The organism is Pseudomonas kielensis (genome assembly GCF_030505375.1).
In the GTDB taxonomy this organism is placed as follows: domain Bacteria; phylum Pseudomonadota; class Gammaproteobacteria; order Pseudomonadales; family Pseudomonadaceae; genus Aquipseudomonas; species Aquipseudomonas kielensis.
Map to the genome: position 1 here is coordinate 3520650 of NZ_CP130043.1, position 19783 is coordinate 3540432.

At 58.5% G+C, this 19783-nt stretch carries 23 protein-coding genes and 1 pseudogene; 21 read left to right on the forward strand and 3 right to left on the reverse strand.

The features are described 5' to 3' along the window. Positions 1-25: 25 nt before the first annotated feature. Positions 26-943 carry a putative 2-dehydropantoate 2-reductase gene (locus Q1W70_RS16430; protein ID WP_166591755.1) on the reverse strand — a complete coding sequence of 306 codons (918 nt, stop codon included), beginning with the start codon at positions 941-943 and terminating at the stop codon, positions 26-28. A gap of 144 nt (positions 944-1087) precedes the next feature. On the opposite strand from Q1W70_RS16430, the gene Q1W70_RS16435 reads away from it, so the two are divergent. Beyond that, the gene (locus tag Q1W70_RS16435; protein WP_166591756.1) at positions 1088-1573 is read left to right on the forward strand and encodes a YajQ family cyclic di-GMP-binding protein; all 486 of its coding nucleotides are present in this window, start codon (positions 1088-1090) and stop codon (positions 1571-1573) included. A gap of 135 nt (positions 1574-1708) precedes the next feature. Further along, positions 1709-2545, forward strand: coding sequence for a mechanosensitive ion channel family protein (locus tag Q1W70_RS16440; RefSeq protein WP_166591757.1), 837 nt, complete (start codon positions 1709-1711; stop codon positions 2543-2545). Between the two features lie 247 nt (positions 2546-2792). Here the strand turns inward: Q1W70_RS16440 and Q1W70_RS16445 are convergent, their stop codons facing one another. Next, positions 2793-4091: an OprD family porin gene (locus Q1W70_RS16445; RefSeq protein WP_166591758.1), complete on the reverse strand. Its 1299-nt coding sequence runs from the start codon at positions 4089-4091 to the stop codon at positions 2793-2795. A gap of 354 nt (positions 4092-4445) precedes the next feature. On the opposite strand from Q1W70_RS16445, the gene Q1W70_RS16450 reads away from it, so the two are divergent. The 3 genes from Q1W70_RS16450 (at position 4446) to Q1W70_RS16460 (ending at position 5639) form a co-directional block, all read left to right on the forward strand. Then, complete coding sequence (locus Q1W70_RS16450; RefSeq protein WP_166591759.1) at positions 4446-4688, forward strand: hypothetical protein; 243 nt, start codon at positions 4446-4448, stop codon at positions 4686-4688. A 315-nt stretch (positions 4689-5003) separates the two neighbouring features. After that, entirely contained in the window at positions 5004-5429 is a 426-nt protein-coding gene (locus Q1W70_RS16455; RefSeq protein WP_095166122.1) for an HIT family protein, read from the forward strand. 3 nt (positions 5430-5432) lie between these two features. Next, entirely contained in the window at positions 5433-5639 is a 207-nt protein-coding gene (locus Q1W70_RS16460) for a SlyX family protein (RefSeq protein ID WP_166591760.1), read from the forward strand. Positions 5640-5735: 96 nt separating this feature from the next. On the opposite strand, the gene Q1W70_RS16465 is transcribed toward Q1W70_RS16460, so the two are convergent. After that, positions 5736-6341 carry a cold-shock protein gene (locus Q1W70_RS16465; RefSeq protein ID WP_166591761.1) on the reverse strand — a complete coding sequence of 202 codons (606 nt, stop codon included), beginning with the start codon at positions 6339-6341 and terminating at the stop codon, positions 5736-5738. A gap of 380 nt (positions 6342-6721) precedes the next feature. Here Q1W70_RS16465 and Q1W70_RS16470 point away from each other — a divergent pair, with 380 nt between their 5' ends. The 16 genes and pseudogenes from Q1W70_RS16470 (at position 6722) to queE (ending at position 19782) form a co-directional block, all read left to right on the forward strand. Continuing rightward, a complete protein-coding gene (locus tag Q1W70_RS16470; protein WP_166591762.1) occupies positions 6722-7195 on the forward strand; it encodes a Dps family protein in 474 nt (157 codons plus the stop codon). A 294-nt stretch (positions 7196-7489) separates the two neighbouring features. After that, positions 7490-7825, forward strand: coding sequence for a ribbon-helix-helix domain-containing protein (locus Q1W70_RS16475; protein ID WP_166591763.1), 336 nt, complete (start codon positions 7490-7492; stop codon positions 7823-7825). Between the two features lie 176 nt (positions 7826-8001). Beyond that, positions 8002-8223: an FmdB family zinc ribbon protein gene (locus Q1W70_RS16480; RefSeq protein ID WP_010457489.1), complete on the forward strand. Its 222-nt coding sequence runs from the start codon at positions 8002-8004 to the stop codon at positions 8221-8223. Positions 8224-8330: 107 nt separating this feature from the next. Further along, entirely contained in the window at positions 8331-10106 is a 1776-nt protein-coding gene (gene aspS / locus Q1W70_RS16485) for an aspartate--tRNA ligase (protein ID WP_166591764.1), read from the forward strand. Between the two features lie 113 nt (positions 10107-10219). Then, positions 10220-10966 (forward strand): YebC/PmpR family DNA-binding transcriptional regulator, encoded by a 747-nt coding sequence (locus Q1W70_RS16490; RefSeq protein WP_166591765.1) that lies wholly within the window; start codon positions 10220-10222, stop codon positions 10964-10966. Positions 10967-11123: 157 nt separating this feature from the next. After that, positions 11124-11648: a crossover junction endodeoxyribonuclease RuvC gene (ruvC, locus tag Q1W70_RS16495; RefSeq protein ID WP_008147379.1), complete on the forward strand. Its 525-nt coding sequence runs from the start codon at positions 11124-11126 to the stop codon at positions 11646-11648. Positions 11649-11766: 118 nt separating this feature from the next. Further along, on the forward strand, positions 11767-12378 hold the full coding sequence (gene ruvA / locus Q1W70_RS16500) for a Holliday junction branch migration protein RuvA (RefSeq protein ID WP_166591766.1): 612 nt from the start codon (positions 11767-11769) through the stop codon (positions 12376-12378). Then, positions 12379-13441: pseudogene (ruvB, locus tag Q1W70_RS16505) on the forward strand (Holliday junction branch migration DNA helicase RuvB). 136 nt (positions 13442-13577) lie between these two features. Then, entirely contained in the window at positions 13578-14045 is a 468-nt protein-coding gene (gene ybgC, locus Q1W70_RS16510; protein ID WP_027619828.1) for a tol-pal system-associated acyl-CoA thioesterase, read from the forward strand. Then, positions 14035-14730, forward strand: a complete 696-nt coding sequence (gene tolQ / locus Q1W70_RS16515; RefSeq protein ID WP_034149144.1) for a protein TolQ — start codon at positions 14035-14037, stop codon at positions 14728-14730. The genes ybgC and tolQ overlap by 11 nt, the downstream gene beginning before the upstream one ends. 23 nt (positions 14731-14753) lie before the next feature. Further along, a complete protein-coding gene (tolR, locus tag Q1W70_RS16520) occupies positions 14754-15206 on the forward strand; it encodes a protein TolR (protein WP_162530237.1) in 453 nt (150 codons plus the stop codon). After that, on the forward strand, positions 15206-16285 hold the full coding sequence (gene tolA, locus Q1W70_RS16525) for a cell envelope integrity protein TolA (RefSeq protein WP_166591768.1): 1080 nt from the start codon (positions 15206-15208) through the stop codon (positions 16283-16285). The genes tolR and tolA overlap by 1 nt, the downstream gene beginning before the upstream one ends. Positions 16286-16302: 17 nt before the next feature. Beyond that, positions 16303-17583 carry a Tol-Pal system beta propeller repeat protein TolB gene (tolB, locus tag Q1W70_RS16530; protein ID WP_166591769.1) on the forward strand — a complete coding sequence of 427 codons (1281 nt, stop codon included), beginning with the start codon at positions 16303-16305 and terminating at the stop codon, positions 17581-17583. Between the two features lie 52 nt (positions 17584-17635). Continuing rightward, positions 17636-18133, forward strand: coding sequence for a peptidoglycan-associated lipoprotein Pal (gene pal, locus Q1W70_RS16535; protein WP_003178634.1), 498 nt, complete (start codon positions 17636-17638; stop codon positions 18131-18133). A gap of 6 nt (positions 18134-18139) precedes the next feature. Continuing rightward, a complete protein-coding gene (gene ybgF, locus Q1W70_RS16540) occupies positions 18140-18967 on the forward strand; it encodes a tol-pal system protein YbgF (RefSeq protein ID WP_166591770.1) in 828 nt (275 codons plus the stop codon). Positions 18968-19134: 167 nt separating this feature from the next. After that, positions 19135-19782 carry a 7-carboxy-7-deazaguanine synthase QueE gene (gene queE / locus Q1W70_RS16545; RefSeq protein ID WP_166591771.1) on the forward strand — a complete coding sequence of 216 codons (648 nt, stop codon included), beginning with the start codon at positions 19135-19137 and terminating at the stop codon, positions 19780-19782. Position 19783 lies beyond the last annotated feature (1 nt).

Here is a 19783-nt window from a genome sequence, read left to right on the forward strand (position 1 = left end):
AACAGGAGGCCAGCGTAGCCGCTGCTCAGTCGCTGGGCAATCCGCGTGTGCGCAGGTGGGCCATCAGGCGCTGCTGCAACTGATTAAGGTGTGGCAGCACCAGTTGATGGCGTGCGGCGACCTCGCAGGCGTGGCCCAGCAGGTAGCTGATTTCGGTACGGCGCTGGTTGGCCACGTCCTGGTACATGGACGAGTAGTTGGCGGCGGTGGCCAGGATCACCCGCTCGACCTCCTGCTGCAGGTCTTGCGCCGCTGCGGGCTGGCCACAGTGTTCGAGCAACAGAGCCAGTTCACTGCACAGGGTGGCGACTTCGCATTGGTGCTGCTGCAGGCCACCATTGCGGCAATCGTGGAGCACCGTCAGCGGATTGATCGCACAATTGAGCGCCAGTTTGCGCCACAGCCGGGTCAGGATGTCCACGCTCCAGGCATGGGGGATGCCGGCGGCTTCAAGGTCGTCGAGCCAGATCGGTGCCACCGGATGGCTGCTATCGCCGAGCCAGGTGTAGCCATGGCCGGCGAACACGACCCGCCAGTCGCCATCGCGAAACGCGCCTTCGGTGCTGGAGGCAAAAATGCAGCGCGCCTGGGGCACCCGTGCGGCGACGGCGTCCTGGCTGCCGAGACCGTTCTGCAGCAGGATCAACTCGGCAGCAGGGGCCAGGCGATGGGCCAGTTGCGCGACGGCGGCCTCGGCGTCGTACGCCTTGCAGGCCACCAGCAGACGCTCGATTGGCGCGTCATTGGCGAGGGTTTCGGCCGGCACCGGATAACACTGGGCCTGGCCTTGTTCCACCAGGGTCAGGCCGCCGGCCGCCTGATAAGCCTGTAGGCGTGCCGTATCGCGCACGATCAACCGTACCGGCAGGCCGGCGCGCGCCAGGCGGGTGGCCCACAAGGTGCCGAGGCTGCCTGCGCCGAGGATATGCCAGGTGGTCGACATCAGTTTTGTGCTCTGATTGGCAGGTGCATGTGCGGCTCGCAGATTCGAATGGGCAAGACCCGTTATAATCAGCGCGGATTTTAACCGCAAGCCAGGCGTACACCTGAGTTATTGTGCGCGCCCATTTTTAATTGGAGAGATTACATGCCGTCGTTCGACGTGGTATCCGAACTGGACAAACACGAAGTCACCAACGCGGTCGAAAACGCCGTCAAGGAACTCGACCGTCGTTATGACCTGAAAGGCAAAGGCAGCTTCGAGTTCAAGGAAAAGGACCTGACCGTCAACCTGACCGCCGAGGCCGACTTCCAGCTTGAGGCGATGATCGAGATCCTCAAGCTGGCGCTGGTCAAGCGCAAGATCGACGTACAGTGCCTTGAGGTCAAGGATGCCTTCGCCTCCGGCAAGCTGGTGAAGCAGGAAGCGGTCCTCAAGGAAGGCATCGACAAAGAGCTGGCGAAGAAGATCGTGGCTCACGTCAAGGACGCCAAGCTCAAGGTCCAGGCCGCCATCCAGGGCGAGCAGGTACGCATCACCGGCAAGAAGCGTGATGACCTGCAAGACGCGATCGCCGCGTTGCGCGCCAAGGAATTCGGCATGCCGCTGCAGTTCAACAACTTTCGCGACTGATCAGTCATCAGGGAACCTCTCGGCGTAATTGACGTCCGAGGCCCAAGCAATAGCAGAAATGATTGAGCCCTGGCGGTTCGATCTTTCTGCTGCTTGGTTTTTAAGTGCCGGGTAGCCGGGAATCAGGAGAAAAAGATGGATTTGAACGCTGAAGTGGACAACCTGGTCAAGGCTTCCCAGGCCTGGATCCCGATGATCATGGAGTACGGCAGCCGGGTGCTGCTGGCGGTCCTCACCCTGGCCATTGGCTGGTGGTTGATCAACAAGCTGACCACCAAGGTTGGCAAACTGCTGGCGCTGCGCAATGCCGACCTGGCCTTGCAGGGGTTTATCAGCAGCCTGGCGAACATCGTTCTCAAGGTGCTGCTGGTCGTCAGTGTCGCGTCGATGATCGGCGTCGAGACCACTTCCTTTGTCGCCGCGATCGGTGCCGCGGGCCTGGCCATTGGCCTGGCGTTGCAAGGCAGCCTGGCGAACTTCGCCGGTGGGGTGCTGATCCTGCTGTTCCGTCCGTTCCGTATCGGTGACTTCATTGAAGCCCAGGGCACGGCGGGTACTGTCGACAGCATCCAGATTTTCCATACGATCATCCGTACTGGCGACAACAAGACCGTCATTGTGCCGAACGGCGTGCTGTCCAACGGCATCATCACCAACACCAACCGTCAGTTGACCCGCAAAGTGGTATTCGATGTGGGCGTGGACTACGAAGCGGACCTGCAGAAGGCCCGTGCCGTGCTGCTGGAACTGGCCAAGGATGCGCGGGTCCTGACCGATCCTGCGCCGGTGGCGGTGGTTTCGGTCCTGGGTGATAGCGCGATCACACTATCGCTGCGTGTTTGGGTGAAGACAGCAGACTACTGGGACGTGATGTTCCACTTTAATGAACACTCCCGTGATCGCTTGAAAGAGGCGGGAATTGATATTCCGTTTCCGCAGCGCGTGATTCGTGTAGTTCAAGAAATGGCGTAACGTAAAAGCGCTACCGCTTGGCTTACTGGCCAGGCAGTGACTTAGAACCCAAGGGGCGATAAACCCCTTGGGTTTTTTTATATCGGTAGCTTTCAAATAGAGTGGCTGCTTACTATTAGCTTGCTACTTAATTGTTTCTGAAGAGTGTGTGCGCCTGTCATCAAGTTGCAATAAAAAAGCCCCTCACCTTTTCGGGGGAGGGGCTTTTATTTGAGCCAGGCTCAAGACGCTAGGCAATAACCACTGATTACAAAATGTTCAGAGGGTATTCAGCGATGATACGCACGTCGTTGTTGTCGGCGGTGTAATCAGCGTTGTAAGCGTTGTTTGCACGGTAGATTGCGCTACGCAGACGCAGGGACAGATCCTTGGCCGGACCTTCCTGGAACACATACTTCGTTTCGAAGTTGAATTCGTGTTCCTTGCCTTCCGAACCGCTAGTGGTATCGATGTTGTTACCGTAGACATAACGGGACATGAAGCTCAGGCCTGGCACGCCGTAGGTGGCCATGTTCAGGTCATAACGAGCCTGGTACGACTTCTCGTCCTTGCCGATGAAGTCGGAGATCTGGATGGAGTTGGCTACGAAGATCGTGCCGTTACCATCAACGCCGTACAGGTAGTTGGTGTCACCGGAGGACTGCTGGTAGCCCAGGGTGAATTTGTGTGCGCCCAGGCTGTAAGCGGCTGCCAAGCTCCACAGTTTGTTGTCCAGTGGGCCGTACAGCGCTGCGCCCTGGTCTTTGGTCTTGTAGGCGTTCAGGTCGAAGTTCAGCGACTGATCGTCATTGATCGGCAGGGTGTAGTTGGCGTTGATGTATTGCTTCTTGAAGTAGTCGTCTACGTCGGAAGCAGCAAAGCCGGCTACGAAGTTATCGGTGAACTGGTAGGTAGCACCACCGATGTTGGCGCTGGTCAGGCCAGGCGAGTGCGGACCGTTGATGCTGTCCTTGCCCATGCCAGTCTGCGAGCTCAGCGCAGTCAAGCGACCCAGGTTGACTTCCAGGCCCTTGATTTCCTTGCTGGTGATGATGGTGCCTTCAGCAACTTCTGGCAGCAGGCGGCTGTCGTCAGTCGAGAAAACCGGGCTGGCAACGAATTGACGGCCGTATTTCAGAGTGGTGTCGGAGAGACGGAATTTGACTGCCGCGCCGCCTTTCGATTGGGTGTCTTCCGGGTTGCCATCGCTGTCGCGAGCGAACAGACCGTTACCAGCGCGACCTGCGCCGCCATCCAGCTTGGCAGTACCGCCAACAAAGGCGTCCAGACCTACGCCGATGGTGCCTTGAGTGAAGCCGGACTCGTAGGTGATCAGTTCGCTGATACCGGTGTCCTGACGATAGCCGCTCTTGTAGCCGCCACCTGGCTTGGCAATGTTGCCAGCGCCGTTACGGAAGTCACGGTTCATGTACTCGATACGAGTCTTGGCTTTCAGACTTTGGTCTTCAACAAAGCCTTTGGCTTCGTCCTGGGAGGACGCGATTGCGAACTGCGAGGTGCCTGCTGAAACAGCCAGTGCGATCATGCTCCACTTCATCACGCGCATCGTGATTTGCTCCTTTGGTTTTTTTGAAGAGTTCTGCCGTCCCACCTGTTTTTTTATCTGGGCGGCTCTTTCTTTTTGTGTCGGCGCAAACTTATATCACGCCGACAATGTTGGCGATACTTGCGCTTTCAACCTTTCAGCTTCTTTACGGCCTTGTCGCAATATGCGCGTTGGAGGTCGTATTTTTGCAAAATCTGTGCATTCGGACTGACAACTTCAGCGCTGTTTTACAAGGCGTGTGCGTCAGAAAAAGTGTCCTTGTCTTGCACTTGAATCTCCGTGGGCTTCCGTGCCGCTATTCTTATAGGTCTAAAGGGTTCCACTTCCAGCGGGTGCCTTATAGACGATGTGGGAATGAATGCAACAAGCGTGCACAAATCGGCTTTTTACCTGCGTTTTTTTATGAAACGCCCGTTTCAACTCACCAAACCGAATAAATACGGGGCTTTCGAGACCGTTTTGTTTGGACTTGACTCCGTAGCTCTTCTGGTGTTGCACCATGCCTGTGCATGGGTGAACGTGAAAAATGTTACCGGTTCACCCTTTGGGGTGTGTAAACGGCGGATGCTCGGAGAAATCAGCTTAGACGTGGATTGATTTTTTGCTGGATTTTTTTTCATCTTTTACATGGACTTCACACTTTTGCCGAGGGCGGCGCGGGTCCTGGAGGGGTGTTCGCTTTTGGGCTGGCGGGGCGACGGTTCCTTCATGGTGCGCGGGGATGGCAAATGTCCTGTGTTGGGGCGTTTGCCGGTTAGAGCGCGGTAGGGTGTCGGGTTTTTGCGTGCAGGGAGCTGATTTTTCGCCGTGAACCGCATCGGGTTCGCGGGTATGCTGCTCATGTATGGCCGGCGCATTAGCCTTGAAGGCTGGCGCCAGGCTTCAATCATCGACTATGCAGGAGTGCCCGCGGTGTTTGCTTTGGATTCACGACTTGAACAAGACACCCTGACCATTGGGGATTTCCCGCTCAGCCGCTTGCTGTTGTCCAATGACTCGAATTATCCCTGGTTCATCCTGGTTCCGCGGCGTGCGGATATCAGTGAGTTGTTTCAGTTAGAGGCGGCCGATCAACAGCAGTTGTGGCGGGAAACAACGCTGTTGGCCGAGACACTCAAGGATTCGTTCGACGCCGACAAGTTGAATGTGGCGACCCTGGGTAATGTGGTCAGCCAGTTGCACATGCACGTCATCGTGCGCAAGCGTGAGGATGCCGCCTGGCCGGCACCGGTCTGGGGCAAGCACCCGGCACGTCCCTATACCGCCGAGCAAGTGGCGGCGATTCGTGAGCGCCTGCGTCTGGTGTTGAGCGATGGTTTCACTTTTCTGGAGGGTTGAGCCATGAGCCTGGAAGAGCGCGTTATGGACCTGGAAAGTCGCCTGGCGTTTCAGGATGACGCCATCGAGGCGATGAATGATGTGCTGGTCACTCAGCAGCGGGTCGTCGAGCGACTGCAGTTGCAGATGGCAGCGCTGCTCAAGCGTCAGGAAGAAATGGGCGGCCAGTTCGAGGCGTTCGAAGAGGAAGCGCCGCCACCGCACTATTGAGTGTCAATGGCGACTGCCCATCGGCAGGCAATAAAAAAACCGCGAAGCAGCCTGGCTGCATCGCGGTTTTTTTTCGAGCGGGTAACGAGGTCGGGATCAGCGACGCGGCAGGGCCGCGATCACGTCTTCCGCTTGCAGGCCTTTATCCCGGTTCATCACCGAGAACTCCACGCGCTGGCCTTCGACCAGAACGCGGTGACCCTCGCCACGAATGGCGCGAAAGTGCACAAAAATATCATCTCCGGAGTCACGGGAAATGAAACCGAAACCCTTGGAGGTGTTGAACCACTTCACGGTGCCGGTATCCCGGTTGGTCATGTCGTAGTTTTGATGAGTCGCGGCAGCGGGTGAGGACTTGTAGAAGCTGATGGCCAGGTGCAGCAGGACTGCGACCAACGCAACGATGAGGCTGAACAGCACTGCGGGGTGACCGCCGATTTCCGGCATCGGTGCCAGCAGTGTCAGGGTTTGCAGGACAACGGCAAGCACCAGCAAGGCGCTGACCAGGTTTTGCAGTTGATGGCGAGGACCTTTGTTCCAGTAAGGGATCACCGGAGCGAGGGTCAGGTTGAGCAGACCGAAGAACGCCAGGTACAGCGCGTCAGGTTGTTGCAGGTAAGGTATGGCTTCGGTTCGCAAGCTAGGGATGAAGGACAACAGCAAAGCTGCTGCGCCCGTTAGCAGGTGGACGATTTTCAACATTTTAATTGACTCACGTTAAGACGGATCGCAAGGAAGAGCTGATTGAGTACGGTTCGCTTCTGAACAATGGGAGGCGTTGGACACGTACCCGGTATCAGCCTATGCACGGCACGCGGGGAAATAGCGGCAGTGACACGGCGTCTATTTAACAGCAAAGACCGTACCTTCTCAAATCAGCGCAGAGGGCGCGTGCGCCGGGGTGGTCGGCGATTTGCGTCGGGGCATCGGGGGGTGGTGGCCGAAGGCTTGTTTTAGAGGCTTCAGCCCCTATTGGCGGGCGCCGATCGGCCAGCAAAGAAGCAACCGGCACAGAGCCGGGACTCTTGCTACAGTGAGGGCGCACCTGTGCAATGGACTTCATCACTGACAAGGGGAACAGCATGGCAATTGATATCGGTATCAGCGAGGCGGATCGCAAGTCCATCGTCGATGGGCTTTCGCGGTTGCTCTCGGACACGTATGTGCTCTATCTGAAAACCCATAACTTCCACTGGAATGTCACCGGTCCCATGTTTCGGACCCTGCACTTGATGTTCGAAGAGCAGTACACCGAGTTGGCCCTGGCGGTGGATCTGATTGCCGAGCGTATTCGTGCATTGGGTTTTCCGGCCCCAGGCGCCTATTCAATTTACGCACGACTTTCTTCCATTAAAGAAGAGGAGGGGGTACCCAGTGCCGAAGCGATGATCCAGCAACTTGTCCAGGGGCAGGAAGCGGTCACCCGTACCGCGCGCGGGATATTTCCCCTGCTGGAAAAAGTCAGCGATGAACCCACCGCGGACCTGCTGACGCAGCGCATGCAAGTCCATGAGAAAACCGCCTGGATGCTGCGTTCGCTGCTGGACGGCCAGTAATTCTGAGCTGATTGATGGCGCCGGTCTGCCGGCGCCATCCGCGCGAGTTGTCGCGTCCGGGTTCGGGAAAGGTCTCGGGCACTGATGGCGCTTTTCCGTGCCTCTTGCGGGACTCTTCCTGCGCCATCTTTCCGTTTCGCTGTTGCATGTAGGAGAGTGCTAATAGTCTTGTTGTTGCTGTCGGCTTGTCCTACGTCTGCGGTTATAAAAGCATCTGGAAATATGTATCTGCTTACGTTTTTATAACGACATGGAACGTTGTTATAAATGGAATGGCAAAGGAGTGTCAGACATATGGTTAGAATTTTAGCGACAGGAGCCGATGAAGTTTCCAGGCCTCAGGATATAAAGATCGATCCCTTCGTACGTGAGTTTGACATGGGCCTGGCACAGCCTTTGGCCAGGTCGGTCCGCTTGAATGGGTTTGCCACCTGCCTGCGGCTGGAACAGGTGTACTGGAATATCCTGGCCAGTATTGCCAGGAATAATTGCTGTTCGGTCAACGCCTTGCTGTCCCGGGTTGATCGCGAGGTGCACCTGCGCCATGGCGGGGTGAAGAACTTCAGTGGCCTGGTCCGGGTGATGTGTGTCGTGCACAGCTTGGACCAGGGCGCCGTGGGCATGGAATGACGTCGAGGGGCCGGGGCAGTGCGGCCGGTACGCCCAAGTGCCGGTCGCCATCGGCCCCGGATGCGGCCCCTGTGCAGCGTTACGGCTGCACAGGCTCGATTTAATCGATATAATCCCGCTCTTTGCCGCCAAACCCATTGTTTGCGCGGGATGAACCTGATCGCCGAGACAACCCCATGCCGATGTACGACTATCAATGTGCTTCCTGTGGTCATCAGTTGGAAGCCATTCAGAAGATCAGCGCAGCACCGTTGGTCGACTGCCCTGCCTGCCAGGCGCCCGAACTGAAAAAAATGTTGTCGATGCCGGGCTTCCGCCTGAGTGGTACCGGATGGTACGAAACCGACTTCAAGACCGGTTCGAAGAAGAATCTGGCCGGTGGCGACAAAGCTGACTGAGTTGAACGACACACCGAGCTCTTGCATTATCTGGCACTTCATTCAAGTGCGGCGGTGCAGCAAGACCTCCCATCGAATTTCGAATTACGAGAAGTGAAACCACTACCATGATGCGCAGCCATTATTGCGGCCAACTGAACGAAAGCCTGGAAGGTCAGGAAATTACCCTTTGCGGATGGGTCCATCGTCGTCGTGACCACGGCGGGGTGATTTTCCTCGATATCCGTGATCGTGATGGTCTGGCCCAGGTGGTGTTCGACCCGGATCGTGCTGAAACCTTCGCCGCCGCCGACCGCGTGCGCAGCGAATATGTGGTCAAGGTCACCGGCAAGGTGCGCCTGCGTCCGGCCGGTGCCGGCAACGCCAACATGGCCTCGGGCATGATCGAAGTCCTGGGTTACGAACTGGAAGTGCTGAACGAAGCGGAAACCCCGCCGTTCCCACTCAACGAGTTCTCCGACGTCGGCGAAGAAACCCGCCTGCGCTATCGCTTCATCGACCTGCGTCGCCCGGAAATGCTCGAGAAGCTGCGCCTGCGTTCGCGCATGACCACCAGCATCCGTCGTTACCTGGACGAGAACGGCTTCCTCGACGTCGAGACGCCGATCCTGACCCGTGCCACGCCAGAAGGCGCCCGTGACTACCTGGTGCCAAGCCGTACTCACGCCGGCAGCTTCTTTGCCTTGCCGCAATCGCCTCAGCTGTTCAAGCAACTGCTGATGGTCGCTGGCTTCGATCGCTACTACCAGATCGCCAAGTGCTTCCGCGACGAAGACCTGCGTGCCGACCGCCAGCCGGAATTCACCCAGATCGACATCGAAACCAGCTTCCTTGATGAAAAAGACATCATGGGCCTGACCGAAGGCATGATCCGCAACCTGTTCAAGGAAGTGCTGGGTCTGGAATTCGGCGATTTCCCGCACATGACCTGGGACGAGGCCATGCGTCGTTACGGTTCCGACAAGCCGGACCTGCGTAACCCGCTGGAACTGGTTGACGTTGCCGACCAGCTCAAAGACGTTGAATTCAAGGTGTTCAGCGGCCCGGCCAACGACCCGAAATGCCGTATCGCGGCACTGCGCGTTCCAGGCGGGGCGAGCATGCCGCGCAAGCAGATCGACGATTACACCAAGTTCGTCGGCATCTACGGTGCCAAGGGCCTGGCCTACATCAAGGTCAACGAGCGCGCTGCCGGGGTTGACGGTCTGCAATCGCCGATCGTGAAGAACATTCCGCAAGACAACCTGAACGTGATCCTCGACCGCGTTGGCGCAGTCGATGGCGACATCGTGTTCTTCGGTGCCGACAAAGCCAAGATCGTCAGCGAAGCCTTGGGCGCACTGCGGATCAAGCTCGGTCACGACCTGAACCTGCTGACGTGCGAGTGGGCCCCGATGTGGGTGGTCGACTTCCCGATGTTCGAAGAGAACGACGACGGCAGCTTCACTGCTCTGCACCACCCGTTCACCGCGCCGAAGTGCACGCCGCAAGAGCTGGAAGCCAACCCGGCGACCGCCCTGTCGCGCGCCTACGACATGGTGCTCAACGGCACTGAACTGGGTGGCGGTTCGATCCGTATCCACCGCAAGGAAATGCAGCAATCGGTATTCCGCCTGCTGGGTATCAGCGAAGCGGAACAGGAAGAGAAATTCGGCTTCCTGCTCGACGCCCTGAAGTACGGTGCACCGCCCCACGGCGGCCTGGCCTTCGGCCTGGACCGTCTGGTGATGCTGATGACCGGCGCCCAGTCGATCCGTGAAGTGATCGCGTTCCCGAAAACCCAGAGCGCGGCATGCGTGATGACCCAGGCCCCGGGCCTGGTGGATGCCAAGGCTCTGCGCGAGCTGCACATCCGTTTGCGCGAACAGCCAAAGGCTGAGTAAGGCTGGCCACCCTGGCGTATCTGTGGATACGCCAGGGGTCAGATCCAGCGTGTATTGCCCGCTCGCCTTCCAGGGTGTGCGGGCATTGTTTTAAAGAGAATTCGGAGCGAGTTATGGCGGGTCATTCCAAGTGGGCGAACATCAAACACCGCAAAGAACGTCAGGATGCCAAGAAAGGCAAGATTTTCACCAAGTGGATTCGTGAGCTGACAGTTGCGGCCCGTCAGGGCGGCGGCGATCCCGGCTCCAACCCGCGGTTGCGCCTGGCGCTGGACAAGGCCCTGGGTGCGAACATGAGCCGCGACATCATCGATCGTGCGGTGGCCCGTGGGGCTGGCGCTGCCGACACCGATGACATGGTCGAGCTGAGCTACGAAGGTTATGGCCCGGGTGGCGTGGCGGTGATGGTCGAGTGCATGACCGATAACCGCAACCGCACGGCGGCGGCGGTTCGACATGCCTTCAGCAAGTGCGGCGGCAACCTGGGCACGGATGGCTCGGTGGCCTACCTGTTCGAGCGCAAGGGGCAGATCTCCTTTGCCCCGGGTATCGACGAAGACGCCTTGATGGAAGCGGCGATGGAGGCTGATGCCGACGACGTGGTGACCAACGAAGACGGTTCGATCGACGTATTCACCTCGTTCGCCGGTTTTTATGCCGTGCGCAACGCCCTGGAAGCGGCAGGCTTCAAGGCTGATGACGCGGAAATCGTGATGCTGCCCACCACCAGTGCCGAACTGGACCTGGAAGGCGCCGAGAAGGTGCTCAAGCTGATCGATATGCTCGAAGACCTGGATGACGTGCAGAACGTCTATTCCAACGCCGATATCCCTGAGTCGGTAGCTGCACAGCTCGGTTAAAGGCGACTAGGATCTACTGTGGGAGCGAGCCTGCTCGCGAATGCGGACTTTCGGGCAACATCGTTGCTCAATAGGAAACCGCTTTCGCGAGCAGGCTCGCTCCCACATTTGTTTATTCGGATCATCGAATATCGTGCTTTTTTGACCCGCAGGCGTTATGACTTTAATTCTTGGTATCGACCCCGGTTCACGCATTACCGGTTATGGCGTGGTACGCGATACCGGTCGTGGCTGCGTGTATGTGGCGTCGGGTTGTATTCGCACCGGCAGCGGTGAGCTACATGAACGGTTGCAAATTGTTTATCGCGGCGTGCGTGAGGTGATCCAGACCTACGGCCCGGTGACCATGGGCATCGAGAAGGTGTTCATGGCCCGCAATGCCGACTCCGCGCTCAAGCTCGGCCAGGCCCGTGGTGCGGCGATTGTCGCGGGGGCCGAAGAGAGCCTGGAGATTGCCGAATACACCGCTACCCAGGTCAAGCAGGCGGTCACCGGTACCGGCGCGGCCAACAAGGAGCAGGTGCAGATGATGGTCATGCACATGCTCAAGCTCACCAGCAAGCCGCAAATCGATGCTTCCGATGCCCTGGCAATTGCCATTTGCCATGCCCATACCCGCTCCAGCCTGTTGCCCCATGGCCTGGGGACGGCGCGCAGTCGTGGCGGTCGCCTGCGCCTGTGATCTGATAGCATCCACCGACTGGTTTTTTTGGTTGAGCGTTTTGCGCCTGTACTGTCGGCCACCTCGCTCACTTTGCTCTTCGAACGCCTGATCTGGCTAACGCTTAAGGATTTGAAACGTGATTGGACGTTTGCGCGGCACCTTGGCTGAGAAACAGCCGCCGCACCTGATACTGGATGTCAACGGCCTGGGCTATGAGCTGGAAGTGCCGATGACCACCCTCTATCGACTGCCGTCGATCGGAGAACCGATCACCCTGCACACCCATTTGGTGGTGCGCGAAGACGCCCAGTTGCTTTATGGTTTCATCGGCAAGCGTGATCGGGACTTTTTCCGCGAGTTGATCCGCCTCAATGGGGTGGGTCCCAAGCTCGCGCTGGCGTTGATGTCGAGCCTTGAGGTCGATGAGCTGGTGCGTTGTGTGCAGGCCCAGGACACTTCGGCGCTGACCAAGGTGCCCGGTGTCGGCAAAAAGACCGCCGAGCGCTTGCTGGTGGAACTCAAGGACCGCTTCAAGGCCTGGGAAACCGTGCCGAGCATGTTTGCCCTGGTGCCGAACCAGCCTGATGGCCCGGCGCAACCGGTGGTCTCGGCGGAGAATGATGCGGTCAGCGCGCTGATCTCCCTGGGCTACAAGCCGCAGGAAGCCAGCAAGGCGATTTCCGCGATCAAGGAGAAAGGCTTGAGCAGTGAAGACCTGATTCGTCGTGCACTGAAGGGAATGATCTAAGTGATTGAAGCTGATCGTCTGATTGCCGCCACCGGTGGCCCGCGTGACCGCGAAGAAGTCCAGGACCGCGCCATCCGCCCGGTCAGCCTGGCCGAATACATCGGTCAGCCGACCGTTCGCGAGCAGATGGAGACTGTTCATCCAGGCGGCGCGCGGGCGCAACGAATCCTTGGACCATACGCTGATCTTCGGTCCGCCGGGCCTGGGCAAGACCACGCTGGCCAACATCATCGCCCAGGAAATGGGCGTGTCGATCAAAAGCACCTCGGGGCCGGTCCTGGAGCGTCCCGGCGACCTGGCCGCACTGCTGACCAATCTCGAACCCCATGACGTGCTGTTCATCGATGAAATCCATCGCCTGTCGCCGATTGTCGAGGAAGTGCTGTACCCGGCCATGGAGGACTTCCAGCTCGACATCATGATCGGCGAAGGCCCGGCAGCACGCTCCATCAAGCTCGACCTGCCACCGTTCACCCTGGTGGGGGCGACCACTCGCGCCGGCATGCTGACCAACCCGCTGCGCGACCGCTTCGGCATCGTCCAGCGCCTGGAGTTCTACAGCACCGCCGACCTGGCGACCATCGTCAGTCGTTCGGCCGGTATCCTCGGGCTGCCGCTGGACCCTGAAGGGGCGTTTGAAATCGCCCGGCGGGCCCGCGGCACGCCCCGTATCGCCAACCGCCTGCTGCGGCGGGTGCGGGATTTTGCCGAAGTTCGGGCCAAGGGCCACATCACCAAGCCGATCGCCGACCTGGCGCTCAACCTGCTGGACGTCGATGAGCGTGGTTTCGATCACCAGGACCGGCGTTTGCTGCTGACCATGATCGAGAAGTTCGATGGCGGTCCGGTGGGGGTGGACAGTCTGGCGGCGGCCATCAGCGAAGAGCGGCACACCATTGAAGACGTGCTGGAGCCATACCTGATCCAGCAGGGCTACATCATGCGTACGCCCCGTGGACGGGTAGTGACCCGGCATGCTTATTTGCACTTTGGCCTGAACATTCCGACACGCATGGGCGAAATGCCCGCAGTAGACGCGTTTCTGGATGCAGTGGACGATTAATGACGGTCTGCGCCGATTTATTCCGGTTTTGTGTGGTCCTAGGTGGCTGGCGAACCCTTGTTTGGCTGCAAAGGCGCAGAAGAATGAAAAACAGTTGCCTGGCCGGATTGGCAACCTGAGGAGTAAGCACTAGAGTATGCGCGCGCAAAACGGGCTAGAGTCGTTCGCACATCGTTGTCGCGTTTATTACGAGGACACCGATGCCGGCGGCATCGTGTATTACGTTAATTACCTCAAGTTTATGGAACGGGCTCGGACCGAGCGGCTACGTGAGTTGGGCTTTGCCCAGTCACAGCTGGCAGGCGAGGACCTGTTGTTTGTCGTGCATTCCAGCGAAGCGCGCTACCACGCGCCGGCGCGACTGGACGACGAGCTTGTGGTAAGTGCTGAAGTAATCGAATTGAACCGTGTCAGCCTGCGCTTCAAGCAGCAGGTCAGGCGAGCCACGGATAATGCACTGCTCTGCGAAGGGCAGTTTTTGGTGGCCTGTGTGCGCACCCATAGTTTGAAACCCCGGGCCATTCCCGAAGCTCTACGTGCGGCCTTTGCCGACGTGAGCGGCGCGGGTACACACTCAAAGCAGGAGATAAAGCGTGGAAGCTAACGTCGTCGACCATTCCTCCATGTGGAGCCTGGTCAGCAATGCCAGTATCGTGGTGCAACTGGTAATGCTGACCCTGGTAGCCGCATCGGTGACCTCATGGATCATGATCTTTCAGCGCAGCAATTTGCTGCGTGCCGGTCGACGTGCCCTGGAGAGCTTCGAGGAGCGCTTCTGGTCGGGTATCGACCTGTCCAAGCTGTACCGTCAGGCCGGCAGCAACCCTGATCCGGATTCGGGCGTCGAGCAGATCTTCCGTGCCGGCTTCAAGGAATTCTCCCGTCTGCGCCAGCAACCGGGTGTGGACCCGGAAGCGGTCATGGAAGGCGTGGCCCGTGCCATGCGCGTGGCTATTTCCCGCGAAGAAGAAAAGCTCGAGCAGAGCCTGCCATTCCTCGCCACCGTCGGCTCGGTCAGCCCGTACATCGGTCTGTTCGGTACCGTCTGGGGCATCATGAACTCCTTCCGTGGCCTGGCCACTGCCCAGCAAGCGACCCTGGCCACCGTGGCCCCGGGTATCGCCGAGGCACTGATCGCTACCGCCATCGGTCTGTTCGCCGCCATCCCGGCCGTTATCGCGTACAACCGCTTTGCCGCGCGCAGCGAAACCCTGATCAGCCGCTACTACACCTTCGCCGATGAATTCCAGGCGATCCTGCACCGTAAAGTGCACACCAGCGAAGAATAAGCAGGTATTTCCCAATGGCTTTAATCGCTCGAGCTCGCAAAAAGCGCAAGCCGGTCGCCGAGATGAACGTGGTGCCTTACATCGACGTGATGCTGGTACTGCTGGTCATCTTCATGGTGACCGCGCCGATGCTCAATCAGGGCGTGAAAGTTGATCTGCCCAAGGTTTCCAGCGAAGCCTTGCCGCAAGACAACAACACCCAGGTCCTGACCATTTCGATCAAGGCTGACAAGACCTACTACTGGAACCTTGGCAGCGAAGTCGACACCGAGAAGCAGCAGGACCGGGCAATGACCCTGCCGCAGATGACGGATGCGGTGACCAAGATCATTCGCGCCGGCAACGAAGGTGGCAAACACACCCAAGTGTTCATTCGTGGCGACAAGACCGTCGACTACGGCGCCGTCATGGGCGCAATGGGTGGGTTGCAGAAAGCCGGAGTCGGTAACGTTGGCTTGATTACCGAGGCGCCCTGATGCAGCAACAGCGAGAGCCAACAGCCTCGGAAAGCTACTTCTGGCCTAGTGTCTGGGCAATTGGCTTGCACGTGCTGGTGTTCGGCATGCTGTTCGTCAGCTTTGCCTTTACCCCGGAGCTGCCGCCGGCCAAGCCGATTGTCCAGGCGACCCTGTACCAGTTGAAATCGAAAAGTCAGGCAACCACCCAGACCAATCAGAAGATTGCGGGTGAAGCGAAGAAATCCGCTGCGCGCCAGACCGAAGTCGAACAGATGGAACAGAAAAAGGTCGAGCAGGAAGCGGTGAAGGCTGCGGAACAAAAGAAAGAAGAGGCGGCTCAAAAGGCCGAGGAAGCCAAGAAGGCCGACGAGTCGAAGAAAGCCGAAGAAGCGAAAAAGGCTGATGAAGCCAAGAAAGCCGATGAAGCGAAGAAGACCGCCGAAGCCAAGAAGGCAGAAGAGAAACAATTGGCTGATATAGCCAAGAAGAAAGCCGAAGAAGAAGCCAAGAAGAAAGCTGAAGAAGAGGCCAAGAAAGCGGCCGCTGAAGAAGCGAAGAAGAAAGTAGTCGAAGACGCGAAGAAAAAAGCCGCGGAAGACGCCAAGAAGAAAGCTGAAGCGGACGAGGCGAAGAAGAAAGTCGCCGAGGATGCGAAGAAGAAAGCTGCTGCCGATGCTGCGAAGAAAAAATCGCAGGAAGCGGCACGTAAATCCGCCGAAGAGAAAAAGGCCCAGGCCCTGGCAGATTTGCTTTCCGACACGCCGCAGCGTCAGCAGGCCTTGGCCGATGAACAAGGCGATGAAGTCGCGGGCAGTTTCGACGACCTGATTCGAGCACGGGCAGCGGAAGGCTGGGCGCGTCCTCCTTCGGCACGCAAGAACATGACGGTCGTGCTGCAAATTGGCATGTTGCCCGATGGGACGGTGACCTCGGTCACGGTTTCCAAGTCCAGTGGCGATGGTCCGTTCGACAGCTCGGCTGTAGCAGCGGTCAAGAACATTGGACGTTTGACAGAAATGCAGGGAATGAAGCCGAGCGATTTCGCTCCCTATCGTTCATTCAAGATGACATTCACACCTGAGGATCTAGCCTTGTGAGAAACCTTCTTCGAGGAATGCTTGTCGTTATTTGCTGCATGGCAGGGATAGCGGCGGCGGATGAAAAGAACATTCTGGTCACCAGCGGCAGTGATCGGGCGACCCCGATTGCGGTAGTGCCGTTCGGCTGGCAGGGCGGCAGCGTGCTGCCGGATGACATGGCGGAAATCATTGGTAATGATTTGCGCAACTCGGGTTACTACTCGCCCATTCCCAAGCAGAACATGATCAGCCAGCCGACCCAGGCCAGCGAAGTCATCTACCGCGACTGGAAGGCCCTGGGCGCCCAGTACATCATGGTCGGCAGCATTGTTCCGGCCGGCGGTCGCCTGCAGGTGCAGTACGCCCTGTTCAACGTCAACACCGAGCAGCAAGTGCTGACCGGCAGCGTTTCCGGCGGCGTCGACCAGTTGCGCGACATGGCGCACTACATTTCGGACCAGTCGTTTGAGAAGCTGGTGGGTATCAAGGGCGCGTTCTCGACCCGTCTGCTGTACGTGACGGCCGAGCGTTTCTCCGAGAAGAACACCCGCTACACCCTGCAACGCTCGGACTACGACGGTGCACGTGCCGTGACCCTGCTGCAGTCCCGCGAGCCGATCCTGTCGCCACGTTTTGCCCCCGATGGCAAGCGTATCGCCTATGTCTCCTTCGAGCAGAAGCGTCCGCGGATCTTCATGCAGAACATCGACACCGGTCGTCGTGAGCAGATCACCAACTTTGAAGGACTCAACGGTGCTCCAGCCTGGTCGCCGGACGGTTCGCGCCTGGCATTCGTACTGTCCAAGGACGGTAACCCGGATATCTACGTGATGAACCTGGGTTCGCGCCAGATCACCCGCGTAACCGCAGGGCCTGGCATCAACACCGAACCGTTCTGGGGCAAGGATGGCTCGACCATCTACTTCACCTCCGACCGTGGCGGCAAACCGCAGATCTACAAGACCAGCGCCAGTGGCGGCGGTGCCGAGCGTGTGACCTTCATCGGCAACTACAATGCCAACCCGAAATTGTCGGCTGACGAAAAGACCCTGGTGATGATCCATCGCCAGGAAGGTTTCACCAATTTCAAGGTGGCGGCCCAGGATTTGCAGCGCGGTAGCGTAAAAATCCTAACTGATAGCACTCTGGACGAGTCACCTACTGTTGCGCCCAACGGCACCATGGTAATCTACGCCACCCGCCAGCAGGGCCGGGGAGTCTTGATGCTCGTGTCCATCAATGGACGCGTAAGGCTCCCGCTTCCTACCGCACAAGGCGAAGTCAGAGAACCTTCCTGGTCCCCTTACCTGAACTGACGCGGCGCTATACGTTGTACTTAACACATTGGGGTTCATTAGGAGTTTCACGATGGAAATGCTGAAGTTTGGTAAGTTTGCTGCGCTGGCTCTGGCCATGGCTGTAGCTGTAGGTTGCTCGTCCAAAGGCGGCGACAACGCCGGTGAAGGCGCTGTTGATCCAAACGCTGGTTACGGCGCTAACACTGGTGCTGTTGACGGCTCCCTGAGCGAAGAAGCTGCTCTGCGCGCAATCACCACCTTCTACTTCGAATACGACAGCTCGGACCTGAAGCCAGAAGCCATGCGCGCTCTGGACGTTCACGCCAAAGACCTGAAAGCAAACGGCGCTCGCGTTGTTCTGGAAGGCAACACCGACGAACGTGGTACTCGTGAGTACAACATGGCACTGGGCGAGCGTCGTGCGAAAGCCGTTCAACGCTACCTGGTACTGCAAGGTGTTTCCCCAGCTCAGCTGGAACTGGTTTCCTACGGCGAAGAGCGTCCAGTTGCTACCGGCAACGACGAGCAGTCCTGGGCTCAAAACCGTCGCGTCGAACTGCGTAAGTAATTCGTCATGCGAACGTGCCGTCGTGCTGTAACTGTCCTGGCTCTCAGCCTCGCGCCATTCATGGCGTGGGCTGCGGTTCCTGTGGTCGATAACAATTCCGGTTATAACAATAGCGGGAGCAGTTATCCGCCTGCGGGTTACGGTACGAACGGCGCCTATGCCGGGGGAGGGGTTACGGCCCCTGTCTCGGCACAGGGCGAGCTGTTCAACCAACTGCAACAGATGCAGGAACAGATCGCGCGCCAACAAGGCGTGATCGAAGTTTTGCAAAATGATGTTTCGCGCATGAAGCAAGAAGCCCTGGAGCGATACCAGGATCTTGACCGGCGCATAGGATCGGGCGGTGCACCCGCTGCGGCTCCTGAGAATTCTCCAGCCGGTGGCAATAGCGCCGCCGGTGCGGCTGCAGGTGCGGGCGCTGCGGCGCAAGCCCCTGCCGCCAGCAGCGAACCGGGTGATCCGGCGAAGGAAAAGCTCTACTACGATGCTGCCTTCGACCTGATCAAAGCCAAGGACTTCGACAAGGCCAGCCTGGCTTTTGCCGCGTTCCTGCGCAAATACCCGAACAGCCAGTACGCGGGCAATGCCCAATACTGGCTGGGTGAAGTGAACCTGGCCAAAGGCGACCTGCAAGGCGCCGGCCAGTCGTTTGCCAAGGTTTCGCAGCTGTATCCCAAGCACAACAAGGTGCCGGACTCGCTGTACAAGCTGGCTGATGTCGAGCGTCGCCTGGGGCACGCCGACAAGGTCAAGGGCATTTTGCAGCAGGTGGTCAGCCAGTACCCTGGTACCTCCGCTGCTCAGTTGGCCCAGCGTGATTTGCAGCGCATGTAAGGCAGTTTGACCCGTGTTTCAAGAAACCCGCGCTTGTCGCGGGTTTTTTCGTTAGAATTCACGCCCTTTTTAGCAACACCGCTTTTTGGGATCTGCGCGTTGGCGGGGTTCCATCAAGTGCCTGACGGAGGCGGACAGCCTGTTTAGCTGTTACGCCCGTGGCGACTATGCAAGACACATTGAGAATTACCGAAGTTTTTTACTCGTTGCAGGGTGAAACGCGCACTGCCGGGCTGCCCACTGTTTTTGTGCGCCTGACCGGTTGCCCATTGCGTTGCCAGTACTGCGACAGTGCCTATGCCTTCACGGGCGGCACCGTGCGATCGCTCGACGATATCCTCGAGCAGGTGGCCGGTTTCCGTCCCCGTTATGTCTGTGTGACCGGCGGCGAACCGCTGGCCCAGCCTAACGCCATCCCTTTGCTCAAGCAGCTGTGTGACGCCGGTTACGAAGTGTCGCTGGAAACCAGTGGTTCGATCGACATCTCGGCGGTAGATTCGCGGGTCAGCCGGGTGGTCGACCTGAAGACCCCGGGCTCGAAGGAAGCACACCGTAACCGCTACGAGAATATCGAGCTGCTGACACCCAACGACCAGGTCAAGTTCGTGATCTGTTCCCGCGAGGACTACGACTGGGCGGTCTCCAAGCTGATCCAGTACGGTCTTGATCGGCGGGCCGGTGAAGTCCTGTTCTCACCGAGCCATCACGATCTCAATGCACGCGACCTGGCGGACTGGGTGGTTGCCGACAACCTGCCAGTGCGCTTGCAATTGCAGTTGCACAAATATCTTTGGAATGACGAGCCGGGGCGCTGAC